This is a genomic window from Pseudomonas sp. Leaf48 (assembly GCF_001421885.1).
Lineage (GTDB): Bacteria > Pseudomonadota > Gammaproteobacteria > Pseudomonadales > Pseudomonadaceae > Aquipseudomonas.
In genome coordinates this window covers 163421-184429 of record NZ_LMLH01000004.1, presented here as the reverse complement: position 1 = coordinate 184429, position 21009 = coordinate 163421, and the positions used below count along the sequence as shown (strand labels likewise).

The 21009-nt window shown below is 60.3% G+C and carries 18 protein-coding genes and 1 pseudogene; 11 read left to right on the top strand and 8 right to left on the bottom strand.

Annotated elements, in window-relative coordinates; all coding sequences use genetic code 11:
• Window positions 1–106 precede the first annotated feature (106 nt).
• The 3 genes from betC to ASE98_RS05245 all read left to right on the top strand — a co-directional run bounded on the left by betC (window position 107) and on the right by ASE98_RS05245 (window position 5323).
• Entirely contained in the window at window positions 107–1621 is a 1515-nt protein-coding gene (gene betC, locus ASE98_RS05255; RefSeq protein ID WP_060540306.1) for a choline-sulfatase, read from the top strand.
• 16 nt (window positions 1622–1637) lie between these two features.
• Window positions 1638–2558, top strand: coding sequence for a choline ABC transporter substrate-binding protein (gene choX / locus ASE98_RS05250; protein WP_060540305.1), 921 nt, complete (start codon window positions 1638–1640; stop codon window positions 2556–2558).
• A 1196-nt stretch (window positions 2559–3754) separates the two neighbouring features.
• Window positions 3755–5323 carry a SulP family inorganic anion transporter gene (locus ASE98_RS05245; RefSeq protein ID WP_060540304.1) on the top strand — a complete coding sequence of 523 codons (1569 nt, stop codon included), beginning with the start codon at window positions 3755–3757 and terminating at the stop codon, window positions 5321–5323.
• A gap of 187 nt (window positions 5324–5510) precedes the next feature.
• On the opposite strand, the gene aroE is transcribed toward ASE98_RS05245, so the two are convergent.
• Together aroE and hemF are read right to left on the bottom strand one after the other, a co-directional pair.
• A complete protein-coding gene (gene aroE, locus ASE98_RS05240; RefSeq protein ID WP_060540303.1) occupies window positions 5511–6332 on the bottom strand; it encodes a shikimate dehydrogenase in 822 nt (273 codons plus the stop codon).
• Between the two features lie 13 nt (window positions 6333–6345).
• Window positions 6346–7260, bottom strand: coding sequence for an oxygen-dependent coproporphyrinogen oxidase (gene hemF / locus ASE98_RS05235; protein ID WP_060540302.1), 915 nt, complete (start codon window positions 7258–7260; stop codon window positions 6346–6348).
• 177 nt (window positions 7261–7437) lie between these two features.
• Here hemF and ASE98_RS05230 point away from each other — a divergent pair, with 177 nt between their 5' ends.
• Complete coding sequence (locus ASE98_RS05230; RefSeq protein ID WP_060540301.1) at window positions 7438–8415, top strand: NADPH:quinone reductase; 978 nt, start codon at window positions 7438–7440, stop codon at window positions 8413–8415.
• Between the two features lie 97 nt (window positions 8416–8512).
• Here the strand turns inward: ASE98_RS05230 and ASE98_RS05225 are convergent, their stop codons facing one another.
• From ASE98_RS05225 to ASE98_RS05215, 3 genes and pseudogenes are all read right to left on the bottom strand, one after another.
• Entirely contained in the window at window positions 8513–9070 is a 558-nt protein-coding gene (locus ASE98_RS05225; protein ID WP_060540300.1) for an L-threonylcarbamoyladenylate synthase, read from the bottom strand.
• Between the two features lie 54 nt (window positions 9071–9124).
• The gene (dprA, locus tag ASE98_RS05220; protein WP_060540299.1) at window positions 9125–10231 is read right to left on the bottom strand and encodes a DNA-processing protein DprA; all 1107 of its coding nucleotides are present in this window, start codon (window positions 10229–10231) and stop codon (window positions 9125–9127) included.
• A gap of 80 nt (window positions 10232–10311) precedes the next feature.
• Window positions 10312–11058 (bottom strand): annotated as a pseudogene (locus ASE98_RS05215) (LysM peptidoglycan-binding domain-containing protein); the annotation flags it as partial.
• Between the two features lie 259 nt (window positions 11059–11317).
• Here ASE98_RS05215 and def point away from each other — a divergent pair.
• The 5 genes from def (at window position 11318) to ASE98_RS05190 (ending at window position 16034) form a co-directional block, all read left to right on the top strand.
• The gene (gene def, locus ASE98_RS05210; protein WP_060540297.1) at window positions 11318–11824 is read left to right on the top strand and encodes a peptide deformylase; all 507 of its coding nucleotides are present in this window, start codon (window positions 11318–11320) and stop codon (window positions 11822–11824) included.
• 69 nt (window positions 11825–11893) lie between these two features.
• Window positions 11894–12853, top strand: a complete 960-nt coding sequence (gene fmt / locus ASE98_RS05205) for a methionyl-tRNA formyltransferase (RefSeq protein ID WP_060540296.1) — start codon at window positions 11894–11896, stop codon at window positions 12851–12853.
• A complete protein-coding gene (gene rsmB / locus ASE98_RS05200) occupies window positions 12850–14160 on the top strand; it encodes a 16S rRNA (cytosine(967)-C(5))-methyltransferase RsmB (protein WP_060540295.1) in 1311 nt (436 codons plus the stop codon). The genes fmt and rsmB overlap by 4 nt, the downstream gene beginning before the upstream one ends.
• Before the next feature lie 22 nt (window positions 14161–14182).
• Entirely contained in the window at window positions 14183–15559 is a 1377-nt protein-coding gene (gene trkA / locus ASE98_RS05195; protein WP_060540294.1) for a Trk system potassium transporter TrkA, read from the top strand.
• Between the two features lie 160 nt (window positions 15560–15719).
• Window positions 15720–16034 (top strand): tetratricopeptide repeat protein, encoded by a 315-nt coding sequence (locus tag ASE98_RS05190; RefSeq protein WP_060540293.1) that lies wholly within the window; start codon window positions 15720–15722, stop codon window positions 16032–16034.
• Here the strand turns inward: ASE98_RS05190 and ASE98_RS05185 are convergent, their stop codons facing one another.
• The 3 genes from ASE98_RS05185 to tag all read right to left on the bottom strand — a co-directional run bounded on the left by ASE98_RS05185 (window position 16035) and on the right by tag (window position 17919).
• Window positions 16035–16274, bottom strand: a complete 240-nt coding sequence (locus ASE98_RS05185) for a PilZ domain-containing protein (RefSeq protein ID WP_060540292.1) — start codon at window positions 16272–16274, stop codon at window positions 16035–16037. It abuts the gene before it with no gap.
• A gap of 159 nt (window positions 16275–16433) precedes the next feature.
• Window positions 16434–17321, bottom strand: a complete 888-nt coding sequence (locus ASE98_RS05180) for a lysophospholipid acyltransferase (RefSeq protein ID WP_060540291.1) — start codon at window positions 17319–17321, stop codon at window positions 16434–16436.
• Between the two features lie 40 nt (window positions 17322–17361).
• Window positions 17362–17919, bottom strand: coding sequence for a DNA-3-methyladenine glycosylase I (gene tag / locus ASE98_RS05175; protein WP_060540290.1), 558 nt, complete (start codon window positions 17917–17919; stop codon window positions 17362–17364).
• A gap of 81 nt (window positions 17920–18000) precedes the next feature.
• Between tag and glyQ the strand changes: the two genes are divergently transcribed.
• Window positions 18001–18954 (top strand): glycine--tRNA ligase subunit alpha, encoded by a 954-nt coding sequence (gene glyQ, locus ASE98_RS05170; protein WP_008155694.1) that lies wholly within the window; start codon window positions 18001–18003, stop codon window positions 18952–18954.
• Window positions 18951–21005 (top strand): glycine--tRNA ligase subunit beta, encoded by a 2055-nt coding sequence (gene glyS, locus ASE98_RS05165; protein ID WP_060540289.1) that lies wholly within the window; start codon window positions 18951–18953, stop codon window positions 21003–21005. The genes glyQ and glyS overlap by 4 nt, the downstream gene beginning before the upstream one ends.
• Window positions 21006–21009 lie beyond the last annotated feature (4 nt).

The window sequence follows — 21009 nt, the reverse complement described above, 5'->3', positions numbered from 1 at the left end:
CTTATCCTAGTCATTGCCGCACGTGGGCTTTACCGCAGAGTTCATGGGTTACATCCTCGACCCAAGCACTCTCGCATAAATATCCACTATGGAATGCCGCGATCACATGAAGCGCAAGAACATTCTTTTCATCATGGCCGATCAAATGGCCGCGCCAATGTTGCCGTTCTACGGTCCTTCGCCAATCAAGATGCCCCATCTCAGCCGCCTCGCCGCACAAGGCGTGGTGTTCGACTCGGCTTATTGCAACAGTCCCCTTTGCGCGCCGTCGCGCTTTACCTTGGTCAGTGGTCAGTTGCCGAGCAAGATCGGCGCCTACGACAACGCTGCGGATTTCCCTGCCGATGTGCCGACTTACGCCCACTATCTGCGTCGCCTCGGCTACCGCACCGCACTCTCGGGCAAGATGCACTTCTGTGGCCCGGACCAGTTGCACGGCTACGAAGAACGCCTGACCAGCGATATTTACCCGGCCGACTACGGCTGGGCTGTGAACTGGGACGAGCCGGATGTGCGGCCGACCTGGTATCACAACATGTCGTCCGTGCTGCAGGCCGGGCCGTGCGTGCGTACCAATCAACTGGATTTCGACGAAGAGGTCGTGTTCAAGGCCCAGCAGTATCTGTTCGACCACATCCGTGAGGATGGCGACCAGCCGTTTTGCCTGACCGTTTCGATGACTCACCCACACGATCCGTACACGATTCCCAAGCAATTCTGGAATCTGTATGACGATACCGACATCCCGCTGCCTGCAACGCCGGATCAGCACGAACTCGATCCGCACTCCCAACGCTTGCTCAAGGTCTATGACCTGTGGGACAAGCCGCTGCCTGTGGATAAGATCCGTGACGCGCGTCGCGCCTATTTCGGAGCCTGCAGCTATATTGACAGCAACGTCGGCAAACTCCTGCAAACACTCGAGGATACGGGTCTCATCGATGACACCATCATCGTTTTCTCCGGCGATCATGGCGACATGCTGGGCGAGCGTGGCCTCTGGTACAAAATGCATTGGTATGAAATGGCGGCGCGGGTGCCGCTGCTGATCAGCGCCCCGGGGCATTTTGGTGCCAGGCGGGTCAGCGCCAGCGTCTCCACCGCCGACCTGCTGCCGACCTTCGTTGAATTGGCCGGTGGCTCGCTGGAACCGGGGTTGCCGCTGGATGGCCGCTCGCTGGTTGCGCACCTGCAAGGGCTGGGCGGTCACGACGAGGTGTTCGGCGAATACATGGCCGAAGGTACCGTCGGCCCGCTGATGATGATTCGCCGCAGCGCTTATAAATTCATTTACAGCGAAGACGACCCTTGTCTGCTGTTCGATGTACACAATGACCCCCTCGAACTGGAAGATCTCAGCCATTCGCCGCAACATCGCCAGCTGTTCGACGATTTTATCGCCGAAGCGCGAGCCAAGTGGGATGTCCCGGCGATTCACCAACAGGTGCTCGCCAGCCAGCGGCGCCGGCGTTTCGTCGCCCAGGCCCTGACCTTCGGCAAGCTGAAGAGCTGGGATCACCAGCCGCTGGTGGATGCCAGTCAGCAGTACATGCGCAACCACATCGACCTTGATGATCTGGAACGCAAAGCACGTTATCCACAACCCTGCCAAAACCAATAATGTTAAGGGGAAGTCCATGCAAAGGTTATCCACAGTACTGACGGTCGGGCTCATGGCACTGGGAAGTGCATCGACGTTTGCAGATCAGAGTTGCGAAACGGTAAGGATGGCCGACCCTGGCTGGAGCGACATCGCTGCGACCAACGCCATCACCGGTTTCCTGCTCGATGGCATGGGCTACAAGGCCAAGGTCGATACCCTCGCGGTGCCGATTACCTTTGGCGGGCTCAAGGATGGCCAGGTCGATGTTTTTCTGGGTAACTGGATGCCGGCGCAGCAAGGCTTCTACGACAAGTTCGTCGCCACCGGCGATGTCACGCAATTGGCTAAAAACCTCGACGGCACCGAGTTCACCCTCGCCGTCCCCGACTATGTGTGGGATGCGGGTGTGCATGATTTTGCCGACCTGAACAAATTCGCGGACAAGTTCGACCACAAGATCTACGGCATAGGCTCCGGAGCACCGGCGAATATCTCCCTGCAAGAGATCATCAAGAAAAACGATTTCGACATGGGCCAGTGGAAACTGGTCGAGTCCAGCGAGCAGGCGATGCTGGCGGAAGTGTCTCGTGCAGTGAAGAAACAGAAATTCGTGACTTTCCTCGGCTGGACGCCGCACCCGATGAACGTGCAGCTGAAAATGCATTATCTCAAGGGCGGCGAGAAGTACTTCGGCGACACCGGCAGCGTGCATACCCTGACCCGCAAAGGTTATGCACAGGCCTGTCCGAACGTCGGCAAACTGCTTACGAACCTGAGCTTCACCCAGGAGATGGAGAGCAGCATCATGGCCGAGGTGGCGAACAAGAAAGTCAGCAACGCCGATGCGGCCAGGGCGTGGATCAAGGCAAACCCGGCGGTGCTGGATAAATGGCTCGATGGCGTGAAGACCGTGGATGGCAAGGATGCGTTGCCGGCGGTGAAGGCGAAGCTTTGATCGGGTGAATTTTGAGGAAAGTGGCGGGCTTGAGATTTCCCCCCTCACCCCAGCCCTCTCCCCCCTCGGGGGGGCGAGGGGGAAAGGGAGCCGATCTTCGTGTCCTTCAAATCCTGAGTTCCACGTGAGATTCCCGGGTGATGTAACTCCATGGAACTCCGTCAGTCCCCTCATCCCTGCCGGGAGAGGGTATGGACGCCGATCTTCACGGGCCTCAGTCCTGAGTTCAACTCGGTATTTCAGGTCGATGTAGCTACATAGGCAACCCGGTCAGTCCCCATCCCTGCCGGGAGAGAGTATGGACGCCGATCTTCACGGGCCTCAGTCCTGAGTTCAACTCGGTATTTCAGGTCGATGTAGCTTAACCCGGTCAGTCCCCATCCCTGCCGGGAGAGAGTATGGACGCCGATCTTCACGGGCCTCAGTCCTGAGTTCAACTCGGTATTTCAGGTCGATGTAGCTACATAGGCAACCCGGTCAGTCCCCCTCCCTGCCGGGAGAGGGTATGGACACCGATCTTCACGGGCCTCAGTCCTGAGTTCAACTCGGTATTTCAGGTCGATGTAGCTTGCAACCCGGTCAGTCCCCCTCCCTGCCGGGAGAGGGTATGGACACCGATCTTCACGGGCCTCAGTCCTGAGTTCAACTCGGTATTTCAGGTCGATGTAGCTACATAAGCAACCCGGTCAGTCCCCCTCCCTGCCGGGAGAGGGTATGGACACCGATCTTCACGGGCCTCAGTCCTGAGTTCAACTCGGTATTTCAGGTCGATGTAGCTCCATAGTCTACATGGACRCCGATCTTCACGGGCCTCAGTCCTGAGTTCAACTCGGTATTTCAGGTCGATGTAGCTACATAGGCAACCCGGTCAGTCCCCCTCCCTGCCGGGAGAGGGTATGGACACCGATCTTCACGGGCCTCAGTCCTGAGTTCAACTCGGTATTTCAGGTCGATGTAGCTAAATAGGCAACCCGGTCAGTCCCCATCCCTGCCGGGAGAGAGTATGGACGCCGATCTTCACGGGCCTCAGTCCTGAGTTCAACTCGGTATTTCAGGTCGATGTAGCTCCATAGTCTACTCGGTCAGTCCCCTCGCCCCTTTGGGGAGAGGGTTAGGGTGAGGGGGCGTTCCAACTGACACACCACTTAAAAACCTCACCCTGATACCCTTGCACAAAATCCCACCCGAGAGGATCCATGGCCCTTCCCAGTCGCCATTCACTGTTCCCCTTCCTCGCCTGGTTGCCCAAGCAAACCCGGGCAAGTGTCGGACGTGACCTGATTGTCGGCCTCAGTGGTGCGATTCTGGCGTTGCCGCAATCCATTGCCTATGCACTGATTGCCGGCCTGCCACCTGAATATGGCCTGTACGCGGCAATCATCCCGGTGCTGATTGCCTGCCTCTGGGGTTCGTCGTGGCATTTGATCTGCGGTCCCACGGCCGCCATCTCCATTGTCCTGTATGCCAGTGTCAGTCCACTGGCCGTCCCTGCCTCACAGGACTACGTCACCCTGATTCTGTTGCTGACCTTTCTCGCGGGAATTTTCCAATGGCTTTTGGGCCTGTTGCGCTTTGGCGCGCTGGTGAACTTCGTCTCGCATTCGGTGGTGCTCGGTTTTACCCTCGGCGCAGCAGTGGTGATCGCCATCGGCCAACTGCCGAATCTGCTGGGGCTGGATCTGCCGGGCGAAGCGACGGCGTTGGCCAGCCTGATGAGTTTGCTCCAGCATCTGGAGGCTGTGGATAAACCTTCGCTGGTGCTGGGCCTGGCCACCGTACTGGTCGGCATGCTGCTCAAACAGCTGTTGCCACGCTGGCCGACGCTGCTCATGACCCTGGTACTGGGCGGCCTGTTGGTGTGGTTGTGGCCAGCGATGTTTGGTCACGTACAGTTGGTCAGTGCATTTGTCGGCCGGCTGCCGCCGTTCAGCGCACTACCGCTGGATCTGGACCTTATTCTGCGGCTGCTGCCCAGTGCGGTGGCGGTGGGTATGCTCGGGCTGGTCACCAGCCTGTCGATTGCCCGCTCGATTTCCGCGCGCTCCCAGCAGATGCTCGACGCCAATCAGGAAGTCCGCGCTCAGGGTCTATCCAACATGGTCGGTGCGTTTTTTTCCGGTTCACTGTCCGCCGGCTCCTTCACCCGCTCGGCTCTTAGCTATGAGGCCGGCGCCTGTTCGCCTCTGGCGGGGATTTTTTCGGCAATGTGGGTGGCGTTGTTCGCCATTTTCGCTGCGGGGCTGATCGCCCACATCCCGATCCCGGCCATGGCCGGCAGCATTCTCCTGATCGCCTGGGGGTTGATAGACCATCGCGGCGTTCGCGCATTGTGGCGAGTCAGCCACTCCGAGTTCGCAGTCATGGCGCTGACCTGCCTGGCCACATTGCTTCTGGAACTGCAGACTGCCATCTACGCCGGAGTACTGGCGTCGTTGTTTTTCTATCTCAAACGTACTTCGCGCCCGCGGGTCCAGCATTGGCGGGACGGTGAGGAAGACATTCTGCGGGTCGGCGGCTCAATCTTCTTCGGCGCCAGCCACTACCTGCAAACGCGCCTGCAACGGATGCACGGCGTACGCGTGGTGATCGAAGCACAGCAGATCAACTTCATCGACTATTCCGGCGTTGAAATGCTGCACCAGGAAGCCCGGCGACTGCTGCGCCAGGATCGCAGCCTGACCTTGCGCCAGGCACGGCCGCAGGTGGTGGAAGAGTTGAGAAAGCTGGAAGGCGCGGAGAAATGCCCGATCCGGTTTGAGGATTGAAACACCACGGCGATGACGAACGCATAAACTGTGGCGAGGGGGCTTGCCCCCGTTCGGCCGCGAAGCGGTCGTGGATTTTTTGGGGGACGGCTTCGCCGTCCAACGGGGGCAAGCCCCCTCGCCACAGCAAACCCCCTCGCCACAGCAAGCCTTCTCGCCTCAGCAAGCTCCCTCGCCACAAAAAATACTACAGCGCCAGTTGGCGGCGAAGTTCGGCCAGCACTGGAGCCGTATCCGGCCGCACACCGCGCCACAGGAAAAACGCTTCCGCCGCCTGTTCAGCGAGCATGCCCAAGCCATCCATCGCCACCGCCGCGCCGTGTTCGCTGGCCCAGCGGCAGAACGAGGTCGGCTCCTTGCCATACATCATGTCGTAGCAAACCGTCTTGCCCGGTTCAATGAGGCTGCTGGCAATCGGCGGAACATCACCTGAGAGGCTCGCCGACGTCGCATTGATGATCAGGTCCACCGACTCCTGCAACCAGTCATACCCACTGGCCGATACGGGCCCCAGATCGCAGAACAATTCGGCCAACAGCTCGGCTTTTTCCACGGTACGGTTGGCGATGATCAGGGATGCCGGTTGCTCGGCCAACAAGGGCTCCAGCGCACCACGCACCGCACCACCGGCACCCAGCAGCAGGATGCGTTTACCCTTGAGGCTGAAACCGGCGTTGACCGTCAGGTCCCGCACCAGTCCGGCACCGTCGGTGTTGTCGCCCAGCAGGCTGCCATCCGCCAGCTTGCTCAACGTATTAACCGCACCGGCTCGCTGCGCCCGCGCCGTCAGGTTGTTCGCCAACCGATAGGCTTCCTCTTTGAACGGCACCGTCACATTCGCGCCGCGACCTTCCAGAAAAAACGTCCGGGCACAGGTGGAAAAGTCGTCCAGTGGCGCCAGCAAGGTGCTGTAGTCCAGCTTCTGTGCCGTCTGCTCGGCGAACAGACGATGGATCAGCGGCGACTTGCTATGGCCAATCGGGTTGCCGAATACGACGTAACGGTCCATCAGGAATCCTCGTTCAGGCCTCGGCCAACCAATCGCGATCTTGCAGGAAGTACTCGGTCAGGCGCGCTTCTTCGCTGCCGGGCTCGGCTTTCCAGTCGTAACCCCAGCGCACCTGCGGCGGCAGGGACATCAGGATCGACTCGGTGCGCCCGCCCGATTGCAGGCCGAACAGCGTGCCACGGTCGTAGACCAGGTTGAATTCAACGTAGCGCCCACGACGGAATTCCTGGAACTCGCGTTGCTCGGCAGTAAAGGCATCGTCCTTGCGGCGCTGCACGATTGGCAGATACGCGTCGATGTAGGCATCGCCAATGGCGCGCATGAAGGCGAAGCTGGTGTCGAAATCCCACTCGTTCAAGTCGTCGAAAAACAACCCGCCGATGCCTCGTGGCTCGTGACGGTGCTTGATGTGGAAATAGCTGTCGCACCAGGCCTTGTAGCGCGGGTAAACCTCCGGTCCGAACGGTGCGCAGGCTTGCTCGGCGATGCGGTGCCAGTGCACGCAGTCATCGACGTTACCGTAGTAGGGGGTCAGGTCGAAGCCGCCGCCGAACCACCAGACCGGTTCCTCGCCTTCTTTTTCGGCGATGAAAAAGCGTACGTTGGCGTGGGAAGTCGGCACATGCGGGTTATGCGGATGGATCACCAGCGACACGCCCAGCGCTTCGAAGCCCCGGCCGGCCAGTTCCGGTCGGTGCGCGCTGGCGGAAGGTGGCAGACCGCTGCCGAACACATGGGAAAAGTTGACGCCGCCCTTTTCAATCACCGTGCCGTTTTCGATCACCCGGGTACGCCCGCCACCGCCGGCAGGCCGGGTCCAGGCGTCTTCAACGAAGCGCTTACCGCCGTCTTCGGCTTCCAGGGCAGCACAGATACGGTCTTGCAGGTCGAGCAGGTAGGCTTTTACGGCCTCGGTGCGGGTCGTCATGTCATCACCTTGTATCGGGCAAAACTACGCGCTGCTCCATTGGAGCTCAGCCTGCGCAAATGGGCGCGTAGCATAACACTGCAGATACACCTGCCGCAGTTGACGAAGATCAAGCTTGGGAGTTCGATAGGGCGCTTCGCGCTACAACTCAAGTAGCTGAGTCCCAAGGAGAGTGAGATGGCAAAGCGTATTCAGTTCCGCGCCCATGGCGGCCCCGAAGTGCTCGAATATGTCGATTACCAGCCCGCCGAACCCGGCCCGCAGCAGGTCCGCGTGAGCAACAAGGCCATCGGCCTGAACTTCATTGATACCTATTACCGCAGCGGCCTCTATCCGCCGCCGTCCCTGCCATCGGGCGTTGGTTCCGAAGGGGCGGGGGTGGTCGAGGCGGTGGGCAGTGAAGTGAGCCGTTTCAAGGTCGGTGATCGCGTGGCCTATGGCAGTGGCCCGCTGGGCGCGTACAGCGAGGTTCACGTGTTGCCCGAAGCCAATCTGGTGCACCTGCCGGACGCCATCAGCTTCGAACAGGCGGCTGGCGTGATGCTCAAGGGCCTGACCGTGCAGTACCTGCTGCGTCAGACCTATGAACTCAAGGGTGGCGAAACCATTCTGTTTCACGCCGCGGCCGGTGGCGTCGGTTCGCTGGCGTGCCAATGGGCCAAGGCCCTGGGTGTGAAGTTGATCGGCACGGTGAGCTCGGCAGAGAAAGCCGCACTGGCGAAAGCCAATGGCGCCTGGGCAACCATCGACTACAGCCATGAAAACGTCGCACAACGCGTGCTGGAGTTGACTGACGGCCAAAAGGTCCCGGTAGTTTACGACGGCGTCGGCAAAGACACCTGGCTGACCTCCCTCGACAGCGTCGCGCCGCGTGGTCTGGTGGTGAGCTTCGGTAATGCATCCGGGGCGGTAGACGGGGTCAACCTGGGAATTCTGGCGGGGAAGGGTTCGCTGTACGTGACACGGCCGACCCTGGCGACCTATGCCAACAACGCCGAGAACCTGCAGCGGATGGCCGACGAACTGTTCGAGATGATTATCAGCGGCAAGCTGCACGTGGACATCAGCCAGCGTTATCCACTGGCTGATGCGGCGAAGGCGCAGACCGAGTTGTCGGCGCGCCGTACAACAGGGTCGGTGGTGTTGTTGCCTTAACCTGTGGCGAGGGGGCTCGCCCCCGTTCGGGTGCGCAGCACCCGCCCTCAACTGGGGCCTGCTCCGTAGTCCAACGGGGGCAAGCCCCCTCGCCACATCAATCCGGGCGCACAACCTGCCCTGTCGCCAGATCGCGGATCACGCTGGGATTCTTGCGCCCGCCCAGATTGCCGCCGAGTACCAGATCAACCTGGCCACGGAAATACTGCTCCACGCGAATCCGCGTGCGTGCTGCCGGACGGCCCTGTGGGTTGGCCGACGTTGACACCAGCGGCCCAACCAGCGCACACAACTCCCGCACTTGCGGGTGATCACTGACTCGCAACGCCACCGTTTCGTGCACCCCGGTAATCCATTCCGGCAGCATATTCTGATGCGGCACCAGCCAGGTATTGGGACCGGGCCAGGTACTGGCCATGCGGTCCATCCACAATTCGGGGAAATCCTCGAACAGGAAGTCGAACTGGCGGATGTTGTCGGCAACCAGAATCAGCCCTTTATCCACAGACCGGCCCTTGATCAGCAGCAGACGATCCACTGCTTCTTCGTCCCACGGGTCGCAACCCAGCCCCCAGACTGCTTCGGTTGGGTAGGCAATCACCGCTCCGGCACGAATTGCTTGCGCGGCTTGTTGCACACGCCAACTGTTGACCATGAAAAACTCTCCAGAATAAGGCTCTGTGCAGTTTACCGATCTTGTTTATAAAACCTAGCTCACCCGTGCAAACCAGCGTCCACTTTCACAGACCGCACGGCCGTCCATTTCCAGCTCAGTCAATGCCACCAGCACTTTGGGCAGGGTCCAGCCGCTCGCTCCGGCCAACGCTTCACTGGTGTGCGGTGCGGCAAGCAGCAACTGCAAAAGTGGATGAGTGGTCGCTACCACGCTCGATTCCGTGGGGAAGGGCAGTTGTTGCCAGCCGCGCAAGGCTTCAAGGATATGTTCGATGGTTTCCACCAGGGCTGCGCCATCGCGGATCAATTGATGACAACCGCGCGCTCCGGGATGATGGATCGATCCGGGAATCGCGAATACCTCGCGGCCTTGCTCCGCCGCCAGCCTCGCGGTGATCAACGATCCGCTGGCAACACTGGCCTCGACCACCAGCACGCCGAGGGACATGCCGCTGATGATCCGGTTGCGTCGGGGAAAGTTTGCGGCGCTGGGAGCTGCATCCAGCGGAAACTCCGAAACTACCGCGCTGCCGGACGCGATCATGGCGTCCGCCAACCTTCGATTGCGCTGTGGATAAAACTTTTCAAGACCGGTACCAAGTACCCCGACCGTTTGCCCGCCAACATCCAGAGCGGCCTGGTGGGCGGCAGCATCAATGCCCAGGGCCAGACCGCTGGTAATGACAAAACCGGCACCGGCCAGACTGCGGGAAAACGCAGCAGCGGTGTCCATGCCGGGTCGAGAGGCCCGACGGCTGCCGACCATCGCCAGTTGCGGTTTTTCCAGTATTTCCGGATTGCCCGCAACGAACAACAACGGCGGTGCATCGCTGATTTGAGCGAGCAACGCCGGGTAATCAGGTTGGTCCCACATCAGTAAATGCTGGTTCGGACGCTCCAGCCAGGCCAATGCGTAGTTGGCACCGTCACGTACTTCAGCTGTGCGTCTGGCCTGCGCACAGGCCAGTGGCAACCCCAGCGCTCGCCAGGCACTGGCCGGTGCGCTGATGGCTTTGGACGCAGAGCCGAAGGCCTCGAGCAATTTCCTGAAACGTGCCGGACCTAGCTCCGGCAAACGATGCAAGCGCAAACGAGCTTCAAGTTCCGCAGGCGAAACGGGTATGGCAGCAGACGGCGGCATGGATCATCCTTGATCGTTGTGAGGGCTCAGTCAGAGCGGAACAAGCTGTGGATAACTCTGTTGGTAACTTGTGAAGCCAGCTAAGGATTTCGCACCTTGTCCATCACCGCCAACGACCGTGATGCGTTCAGTACCAGCCCGTAGCTGAGCTTGTCGTAGGTGCGAAAAACCATCAGCAGTCCCGCACGCTCATCAGGAATTTTCAGGGGTTGGCCGCTGATCCGGTCGCGTACGGTTTCACCGGTTTTCATCACCGCCAACACATTGCCGGCAACCAGACCGTCACGTTGCCCCTTGTTCAGCGTGACCACGTCCAGCGCACCAACCTGCGTAACACCCCGCGGCACGTCGATGATCAGGCCATTGACCTCGGTACCGGGCACGCTGGGTATGAACGTCGAGTTGATCGAGCGCTCTTCGCTGCGAAACAAACGGTCGCCCAGGCGCACTTCCTGTGTCGTGCGTTGCAACAGCAGCGTGGCGACTTCGCCTTCAGTGGCCACCACTTCGCCGCCGCCAATGTCATCGGCGTTGATCCCCAAAAATTCCTTGCTCTGCGGATCGGTGTAGACCTTGCCCTGGCGAAAGACGTCATATCGATGATTGGCCGGATCGAATTTGCCCCGGGCGAAAACCCGGTCACCGGTGCCGGCCAGCACACGCTCGGCATCGCCGGCAACTATATAAGGTGCCTTATCGAAATCCTCGGCCTTGTCGACGATATGGTTGTTCAGTAAAAAACTGTTGATCGATTTCAGCGCAATGCCGGGAATGGCCTCGGTCATCGGGCTGCTGCGCACCTGTGGCGACAGCTTGATGGTGCCTTGGGGCGCAGGAGAACTTCCCCCGATTTGCACCTGCCCGAACGCCAAACCGGCCGGGACCAGAAGCAGCAGGGCGAGTAGTGATTTCCTCATGCGGTGAATCCCTTTATTATGTGCGTTCGCGTGAAACGCCAGAGCCCTCGGCGGCTCGCTCCCGGCTTGCTAATGGAAAGAAGGGAGCTACGTTTTACATAGGTAGCCTGCATCTTCGGACCGCCAGGCCATCGATCCGACCTACTTCACACGTGCATCAATCAAGCTTATGGCCATTTTAGACATCCTCGAATTCCCCGACTCGCGCCTGCGCACTATCGCCAAACCTGTGGCCGTAGTGGACGACGAAGTGCGTCAGTTGGTCGACGATATGTTTGAAACAATGTATGAAGCGCCAGGCATCGGCCTCGCCGCTACCCAGGTCAACGTGCACAAACGTATCGTCGTGATGGACCTCTCCGAAGACCGCACCGAACCGCGAGTGTTCATCAACCCCGAGTTCGAACCCCTGACTGACGAAATGGAGCAATACCAGGAAGGCTGCCTTTCGGTACCGGGCTTCTATGAAAACGTCGATCGCCCGCAAAGGGTCAAGGTCAAGGCTCTGGACCGTGACGGCAAGCCTTACGAGCTGATCGCCGATGGCCTGCTCGCAGTGTGCATCCAGCACGAATGCGACCACCTCAACGGCAAATTGTTCGTCGATTACCTGTCAACGCTCAAACGCGACCGCATCAAGAAGAAGCTGGAAAAACAGCATCGCCAAAACGCTTGATGCCCTCCTTCAAAGGCTTGCTGCGGCAAGCCTTTTTCTTTTCAAGATGCTTTGCAATCGAGAGTTTCCATGACTGAGCCACTGCGCATCGTCTTTGCCGGCACCCCGGAATTCGCCGCCGAACACCTCAAGGCCCTGCTCGCCAGCCCTTACGAGATCGTCGCGGTCTACACCCAACCGGATCGTCCGGCCGGTCGTGGGCAAAAACTGATGCCGAGCCCGGTCAAGCAACTGGCGCTGGAAAACAACATCCCCGTGCTGCAACCGCCAACGTTGCGCAACGAAGAGGCGCAGGCCGAACTGGCCGCCTTGAAGCCGGATTTGATGGTAGTGGTCGCCTACGGCCTGATCCTGCCGCAAGTGGTGCTGGATATTCCGCGTCTGGGTTGCATCAACAGCCATGCTTCGTTGCTGCCACGCTGGCGCGGTGCCGCGCCGATCCAGCGCGCCGTGCAAGCGGGTGACGCCGAAAGTGGCGTGACCGTGATGCGCATGGAAGCCGGTCTCGACACCGGGCCGATGCTGCTCAAAGTCACCACGCCGATCGGCGCCGACGACACTGGCGGCAGCTTGCACGATCGGTTGGCCGAAATGGGCCCACCGGCCGTGGTTCAGGCAATTGCCGGACTCGCCGCCGGTACCCTGGAAGGCGAAGTGCAGGACGATAGCCTGGCCACCTACGCGCACAAACTGAACAAAGACGAAGCGCGCATCGACTGGACCCGTCCGGCAGTTGAACTTGAGCGCCTGGTTCGCGCCTTCAATCCATGGCCGATCACCCACAGCACGCTGAACGGCGAAGCGCTGAAAGTGCTGGCGGCGAATCTCGCTGAAGGCAAAGGCGCGCCGGGTGAAGTCCTCGGCGCCAGCAAGGAGGGCCTAATTGTCGCTTGCGGCGAGCACGCCCTATGTCTGACCCGCCTGCAATTGCCGGGCGGCAAGGCGCTGAATTTCAGCGACCTGTTCAACAGCCGTCGTGAGAAATTCGCCATCGGCACTGTCCTCGGTCAAGCGGCGGAGGCTCAATGAACCCGCGTCTGGCCGCCGCCAAGGCACTCGCCGCTGTTCTGAGCGGTAAAGCCTCGCTCAACAGTTCGCTGCCGACGCAACTGGACAAGGTCGAAGACCGTGATCGCGGCTTCACCCAGGACCTGGCGTTCGGAACCGCACGCTGGCAGCCGCGCTTGTCGGCGCTGGCGGCCAAACTGCTGCAGAAGCCATTCAAGGCCGCTGATGCCGATGTCGAAGCGTTGTTGCTGGTCGGCCTCTATCAATTGCTCTACACCCGCGTGCCGGCCCATGCCGCCATTGGCGAAACGGTCGGCTGTGCCGACAAGCTGAAAAAGCCTTGGGCCAAGGCCTTGCTCAACGCCGTACTGCGCCGCGCCCAACGGGAAAGCGAGACGCTGCTGGCCGAGCTGGAACACGACCCGGTGGTGCGCACTGCTCATCCGCGCTGGCTGCAAAAATCCCTCAAGGCGTTCTGGCCCCAGCAGTGGGAAGCCATTTGCGCGGCAAACAACGCGCACCCGCCAATGATTCTGCGGGTCAACCGAAGACATCACACCCGCGATGCTTATCTTGGGTTGCTCAGTGCAGCGGGCATTACCGCGACAGCGTGCGTTTACAGTCGAGACGGCATCATCCTCGAAGCAGCTACCGACGTGCGCAGCCTCCCGGGTTTCGCCGAAGGCTGGATCAGCGTGCAGGACGAAGCCGCGCAACTGGCCGCCGATCTGCTGGATCTGGCGCCGGGTCAACGGGTGCTTGACGCCTGCTGCGCGCCGGGCGGCAAAACCTGCCACATCCTTGAAGCACAACCGGCGCTGGCCGGTGTGGTGGCGATCGACCTGGAAGCCAAGCGCCTGGTGCGGGTGCGGGAAAACCTCGAACGCCTCAAACTCAGCGCTGAACTGATCGCTGCCGACGGTCGCGACACTCAGGCCTGGTGGGACGGCAAGCCGTTCCAGCGCATACTGCTGGACGCTCCGTGTTCCGCTACCGGGGTGATTCGTCGTCATCCGGACATCAAGCTGACCCGTCAACCTGACGACATCGCTGCGCTGGCTATGCTGCAGGGCGAACTGCTCGACGCCATGTGGATAACTCTGGAAGTGGGCGGCATTCTGCTTTACGCCACCTGCTCCACGCTGCCGACCGAGAACACCGAAGTCATCGAAGCCTTTCTCGACCGCACACCAGGCGCCCGTGAGCTGGACCTCGCGACAGCGGCCGGAATCAAGCAGCCCCATGGACGTCAGTTGCTGGCTCAGGAAGGCGGGCATGACGGGTTCTACTACGCCAAGCTGATCAAGATCGCCGCCGCGCGCGGTTAAATGGATTCAATGGAGTGACTGGATGAAAATCATCATCCTTGGAGCGGGACAGGTCGGCGGTTCGCTGGCGGAACACCTTGCAAGCGAAGCCAATGACATCACCGTGGTCGACACCGACGGCGAACGCCTGCGCGACCTCGGTGACCGCCTGGACATCCGCACGGTGCAGGGTCGCGGTTCGTTTCCGACCGTGTTGCGCCAGGCCGGGGCCGACGACGCCGACATGCTGGTGGCCGTGACCAACAGTGATGAAACCAATATGGTCGCCTGCCAGGTCGCCCACACCTTGTTCCACACGCCAACCAAGATCGCCCGGGTTCGCGAAGCCGCGTACCTGACCCGCGAAGAGCAGCTGTTCCAGAACGAAGCGATTCCGGTGGACGTACTGATCAGCCCGGAGCAAGTGGTCACCAACTACATCAAGCGCCTGATCCAGCATCCCGGCGCCTTGCAGGTGATCGACTTTGCCGAAGGCAAGGCGCAACTGGTGGCAGTGCGGGCCTACTACGGCGGTCCGCTGGTGGGCCAGCAACTGCGACAGTTGCGTGAGCACATGCCGAATGTCGAAACCCGCGTCGCTGCGATTTTCCGTCGCGACCGGCCGATCCTGCCCCAGGGCGATACGGTGATCGAAGCGGACGATGAAGTGTTTTTCATTGCCGCCAAAGCCAACATTCGCGCGGTGATGAGCGAAATGCGCCGTCTCGACGAAACCTACAAGCGCATCGTCATTGCCGGTGGTGGGCAGATCGGCGAACGCTTGGCCGAGGCGATCGAAAGTCGTTACCAGGTGAAGATCATCGAGATGAACCCGGCCCGCTGCCGCCATCTCTCCGATACCCTGGACAGCACCGTGGTGTTGCAGGGCAGTGCCTCCGACCGCGATCTGTTGATGGAGGAAAACATCGCCGATGCAGACCTCTTCCTGGCCCTGACCAACGATGACGAAGCCAACATCATGTCATCGCTGCTGGCCAAGCGCCTGGGCGCGAAGAAGGTGATGACCATCATCAACAACCCGGCCTACGTGGATCTGATTCAGGGCGGCGACATCGACATCGCCATCAGCCCGCAATTGGCGACTATCGGTACCTTGCTGGCCCACGTACGCCGCGGCGATATCGTCAGCGTGCACTCACTGCGCCGGGGCGCGGCGGAAGCCATCGAGGCCATTGCCCATGGTGATGCGAAATCGAGCAAGGTGATCGGCAAGGCCATCGAAAATATAGGTTTGCCGCCGGGTACCACGATTGGCGCCATTATTCGCGACGAAGAGGTCATTATCGCGCACGATGATACCGTGATCGCAGCGGGGGACCATGTGATCCTGTTCCTTGTGGATAAAAAGCATATTCGCGATGTGGAGAAGCTGTTCCACGTAGGGCTGAGCTTCTTCTGATCCGGGTTTTTTGCTGCCAGCAAGGGCCTCTTCGCGAGCAAGCCCGCTCCCACATTTGATCTTTGGTGAACAAAAAACCAATGTGGGAGCGGGCTTGCTCGCGAAGGCGGCCTCACTAATCCGGATGAACGCCTGACACCCCTAAGATAAGGAATCCCCCATGCTCGAATCCCTGGAAAAAATGCTCGCCAAGGGTGTGGATAACTCGCTGCTGCGCTTCGGCCTGGGCAAGGGTTATCTAGATCTGGGGGAGAACGCCAAGGCGGTGGAGCATTTCCAGCGCTGTGTAGAAATCGATCCGAAGTATTCGGCGGCCTGGAAATTACTCGGCAAAGGCTATCTGGCGCTGGACGACCATGCAGCCGCGCGGCAGGCCTGGGAACAAGGCCTGGAAGCTGCTCGCGCCCATGGGGACAAACAGGCCGAAAAGGAAATGACGGTGTTCCTGAAAAAGCTCGATCGTCAGGCGCACTGATCAGAGGTAGCGCAAGCCAATGCCTTCGGCATCCACCAACACCACTTCCATGCGCACTCGCGGGGCGCCTGTGGGTAAGTCCTGCACCTGACCGTACACCACCGCACCCCGGGGTAGCGCCGACAGTTTCGGATGCTTGACGTAAACGCCGGTGGTCGACAGGTTGCGCGTCTGGCCCAGACAGTCGCCGACGCTGTCATGGCTGATCTTGATGCGGAATGACTTGCGGTGTTCGGACATCTTCTGCGCCCTTTAGAACAGGTTGAGGATACGTGTAGGAGCGAGCATGCTCGCGATGCATGCAAGGGCGCCGCGTTCAACCTGGCAGCCCACATCATCGTTAACGTCCAACTCGAGCAAGCTCGGTCCTACAGGTTATCCACAGAACGTGCCAAAGCTTTAATACCAGCGCGCTTCGCCGGGCGGACGCTTTTTGAAACGCTTCATGCTCCACATGTACTGGCTCGGGTAGGCACCGACATAACGCTCGATCACTTTAGACATGGCCGCACATGACTCCGCCGTATCGGTGCTGTACATGGCCTCTGGTGCGGCTTCAAGAATCACTTTGTAGCCCGAACCGTCCGGCAGGCGCAGAGCGTGCAGGAACACGCCGACGGCTTTGCCGCCGGCCAGCATGTTCGGCACGAACTTGCTGGTCAGTGCCTGAGTGGCGAAGAACGGTACGAAGATCCCGGCGGATTCGGACGGTTCCGGGTCAGCTGGAATGCCCACTGCACCACCTTTGCGCACTTCCTTGATGACGCTGAGGATGCCTTCCTTGGTGGACGCCGCGACCTTGTTACCCAACTGTACCCGCTGCTTTTGCAGCAATTCATCCACCGCCTTCAACTTTGGCGGACGGTAGAAAATGATCGGTTTGCATTGGCTGCAATAGAAGTGATTGAGCACCTCCCAATTGCCCAGGTGGCTGGTGATGCCAACCACGCCTTTACCGGAGGCGAGGGCGTCTTTCAAGATGTCGAGGCCTTCGACCTCGCGCACCAGATCGATGGAGCGCTGGGCCGGCCAGATCCAGGCACAGGCACTTTCGGTCAGGGACTTGCCGATGTCTTTCAGGCTTTGCCCGACCAGACGCTCACGCTCGCCAGGGTCCATGTCCGGAAAGCATTTGGACAGATTGATCCGCACCACGTCGCGGGAGCGGTTCGGGGTTTTCCACATGACCCAGCCAATCGCCGAGCCCGCGGCCTGCACGGCCCACCACGGAAGCAGGGCAAACAGCCGCAGAGCGCCTACCAGCAAGGCGCCTTTAAACTTATCCACAGGTCACTCCTGATCTTGTGCTGTGTGCGAGGCGGTCATTCTACCCGGCGTTCACCAGCAGCGAGTAGCGGTCGCAATCCTGAGTGTGGTCCATGACCATGCCCGAGGCCTGCATAAAGGCGTAGCAAATGGTCGGCCCGACGAAGGTAAAACCGGCCTTTTTCAGACCTTTGCTCATCTCCACCGCTTTTGGCGTAATGGCCGGCACTTCGCTGCGGTCCTTGAAATGATTGATCACAGGCGTGCCGCCGACGAATGACCAGAGAAACGCCACCGGATCTTCCAGCGCCAGCCAGGCTTGGGCATTGCGCCGGGCCGCGTTGAGCTTGAGGCGGTTACGAATAATCCCCGGATCAAGCATCAATTCGTCGATTTCGGCATCGCTCATCTGTGCCACGCGCTGGACATCAAAGCCAAACATCACCTGGCGATAATGCTCGCGTTTGCGCAGCACAGTGATCCAGGAAAGCCCGGCCTGGAACCCTTCGAGCAAAAGCAACTCGAACAAACCCTGCGCATCGCGTAGCGGCGTGCCCCACTCCTTATCGTGATAAGCCATGTACAGCGGATCTTCGGAACACCAAAAGCAGCGTGGCATAAGGCTCCAGGGGGCGTGCGCAGCAATGAATCGGGTATACTCCCGCTCTTTAAATCGCAGCCCAAGAAACAGGTGAATTTCGTGAGCCAGCCTACGCCAGCCGTGCGTACCTTCCAAGACTTGATCCTCGCCCTCCAGCAATACTGGGCCGAGCAAGGTTGTGTGGTACTTCAGCCCTACGATATGGAAGTAGGCGCCGGCACTTTCCACACCGCTACATTCCTGCGCGCCATTGGCCCGGAAACCTGGAACGCCGCCTACGTGCAGCCAAGCCGTCGTCCGACTGACGGCCGCTACGGTGAAAACCCGAACCGTCTGCAGCACTACTACCAGTTCCAGGTAGTCCTGAAGCCGAACCCGGACAACTTCCAGGAACTGTACCTGGGCTCGCTCAAGCACGTCGGCCTGGACCCATTGGTGCATGACATCCGTTTCGTCGAAGACAACTGGGAATCGCCGACCCTCGGCGCCTGGGGTCTGGGCTGGGAAGTCTGGCTCAACGGCATGGAAGTGACCCAATTCACATACTTCCAGCAAGCGGGCGGCATCGAGTGCTACCCGGTGACCGGCGAGATCACCTACGGTCTCGAGCGCCTGGCCATGTACCTGCAAGGCGTGGACTCGGTCTACGACCTGGTCTGGGCTGACGGTCCGATGGGCAAAGTGACCTACGGCGACGTGTTCCACCAGAACGAAGTGGAACAGTCGACCTACAACTTCGAGCATGCCAACGTCGAGAAACTGTTCGAACTGTTCGATTTCTACGAAAGCGAAGCCAAGCGCCTGATCGAACTCGACCAGCCGCTGCCGTTGCCGAGCTACGAAATGGTGTTGAAGGCTTCCCATACCTTCAACCTGCTGGATGCGCGCCGGGCGATTTCCGTGACCGCGCGTCAGCAATACATCCTGCGTGTACGCACTCTGGCGCGTTCCGTTGCGCAAGCCTACCTGCTGGCTCGGGCCAAGCTGGGCTTCCCGATGGCGACCCCGGACCTGCGTGACGAAGTACTGGCCAAGCTGGAGGCTGCACAATGAGTGCTCTGGATTTTCTGGTTGAACTGGGCACTGAAGAACTGCCACCCAAGGCCCTGAACACCCTGGCCGAGGCGTTCCTTGCCGGTATCGACAAGGGCCTGCAAGCTGCCGGCCTGAACTACGAGACCAAAACCGTTTATGCCGCCCCGCGCCGTCTGGCGGTGCTGATCACCTCGCTGGCCACCCAGCAGCCTGATCGCAGCATCAACCTCGATGGCCCGCCACGTCAGGCCGCGTTCGATGCCGAAGGCAACCCGACCCAAGCGGCACTGGGCTTTGCCAAGAAGTGCGGCGTCGACCTGAGCGAAATCGATCAGAGCGGCCCGAAACTGCGCTACAGCCAGAGCATCGCCGGCAAGCCGACCACGAGCCTGCTGCCGACCATCGTCGAAGATTCCCTGAACGACTTGCCGATCCCCAAGCGCATGCGCTGGGGTGCTCGCAAGGAAGAATTCGTTCGCCCGACCCAATGGCTGGTGATGCTGTTTGGTGACCAGGTCATCGACTGCACCATCCTCGCTCAGAAGTCCGGCCGCGACTCCCGTGGTCACCGCTTCCATCACCCGGAAAACGTGCGCATCGGTTCGCCGTCCAGCTACCTGGCCGACCTGCGCGCCGCTTATGTGTTGGCCGATGCCAACGAGCGTCGCGACATCATCAGCAAGCGCACCGAAGAACTGGCGACCCGCCAGGAAGGCACCGCAATCGTGCCGCCTGACCTGCTCGACGAAGTGACTGCACTGGTCGAATGGCCTGTGCCGCTGGTGTGCTCGTTCGAAGAACGCTTCCTCGACGTGCCGCAAGAAGCACTGATCACCACCATGCAGGATAACCAGAAGTACTTCTGCCTGCTGGATGCCGACGGCAAGTTGCTGCCACGTTTCATTACCGTGGCCAACATCGAAAGCAAAGACCCGCAGCAGATCATCGCTGGTAACGAGAAAGTGGTTCGCCCACGCCTGACGGACGCCGAGTTCTTCTTCAAGCAAGACAAGAAGCAGAAACTCGAAGACTTCAACCTGCGCCTGCAAAACGTAGTGTTCCAGGAAAAACTCGGCAGCGTCTACGACAAGGCCGAGCGCGTTTCCAAACTCGCTGCGTTCATCGCACAACGCATTGGCGGCAACGCTGCTTGGGCTTCCCGTGCCGGCCTGCTGTCCAAGTGCGACCTGTCGACCGAGATGGTCGGTGAGTTCCCGGAGATGCAAGGTGTCGCCGGTTACTACTACGCCCTCAACGACGGCGAGCCGCAAGAAGTCGCCCTGGCGCTGAACGAGCAGTACATGCCGCGCGGCGCCGGTGCTGAGCTGCCAACCACCCTGACCGGTGCGGCCGTGGCCATCGCGGACAAGCTCGACACCCTGGTCGGCATCTTCGGTATCGGCATGCTGCCAACCGGCAGCAAAGACCCGTATGCCCTGCGCCGCGCCGCACTGGGCGTGCTGCGCATCCTGATCGAGAAGCAACTGGATCTGGACCTGAACGACGCCGTGGCCTTCGCCGTGGAGGCATTCGGTACCAAGGTCAAGGCTGCCGGCCTCAATGACCTGGTGCTGGAGTTCATCTTCGACCGTCTGCGTGCCCGTTACGAAGACGAAGGTGTCGACGTTGCAACCTATCTGTCGGTACGTGCCCTGAAGCCGGGTTCCGCCCTGGACTTCGACCAGCGCGTGCAGGCGGTGCAGGCGTTCCGCCAACTGCCGGAAGCGGCGGCCCTGGCTGCGGTGAACAAGCGCGTATCGAACTTGCTGAGCAAGGTTGAAGGTTCGGTGCCGACCGTGGTGGAAGCCAAATACTTCGACAACGCCAACGAGTTCTCCCTGTACTCGGCGATCCAGCAGGCTGACCAGGCTGTCCAGCCAATGGCTGCTGCTCGTCAATACAGCGAATCGCTGGCACGCCTGGCGGCGTTGCGCGAGCCGGTGGATGCGTTCTTCGAAGCTGTGATGGTCAACGCTGAAGATGCCAACGTCCGCGCCAACCGTTATGCGTTGCTGGCGCGCCTGCGTGGTCTGTTCCTCGGCGTCGCCGACATTTCGCTGCTGGGTTAAGGGG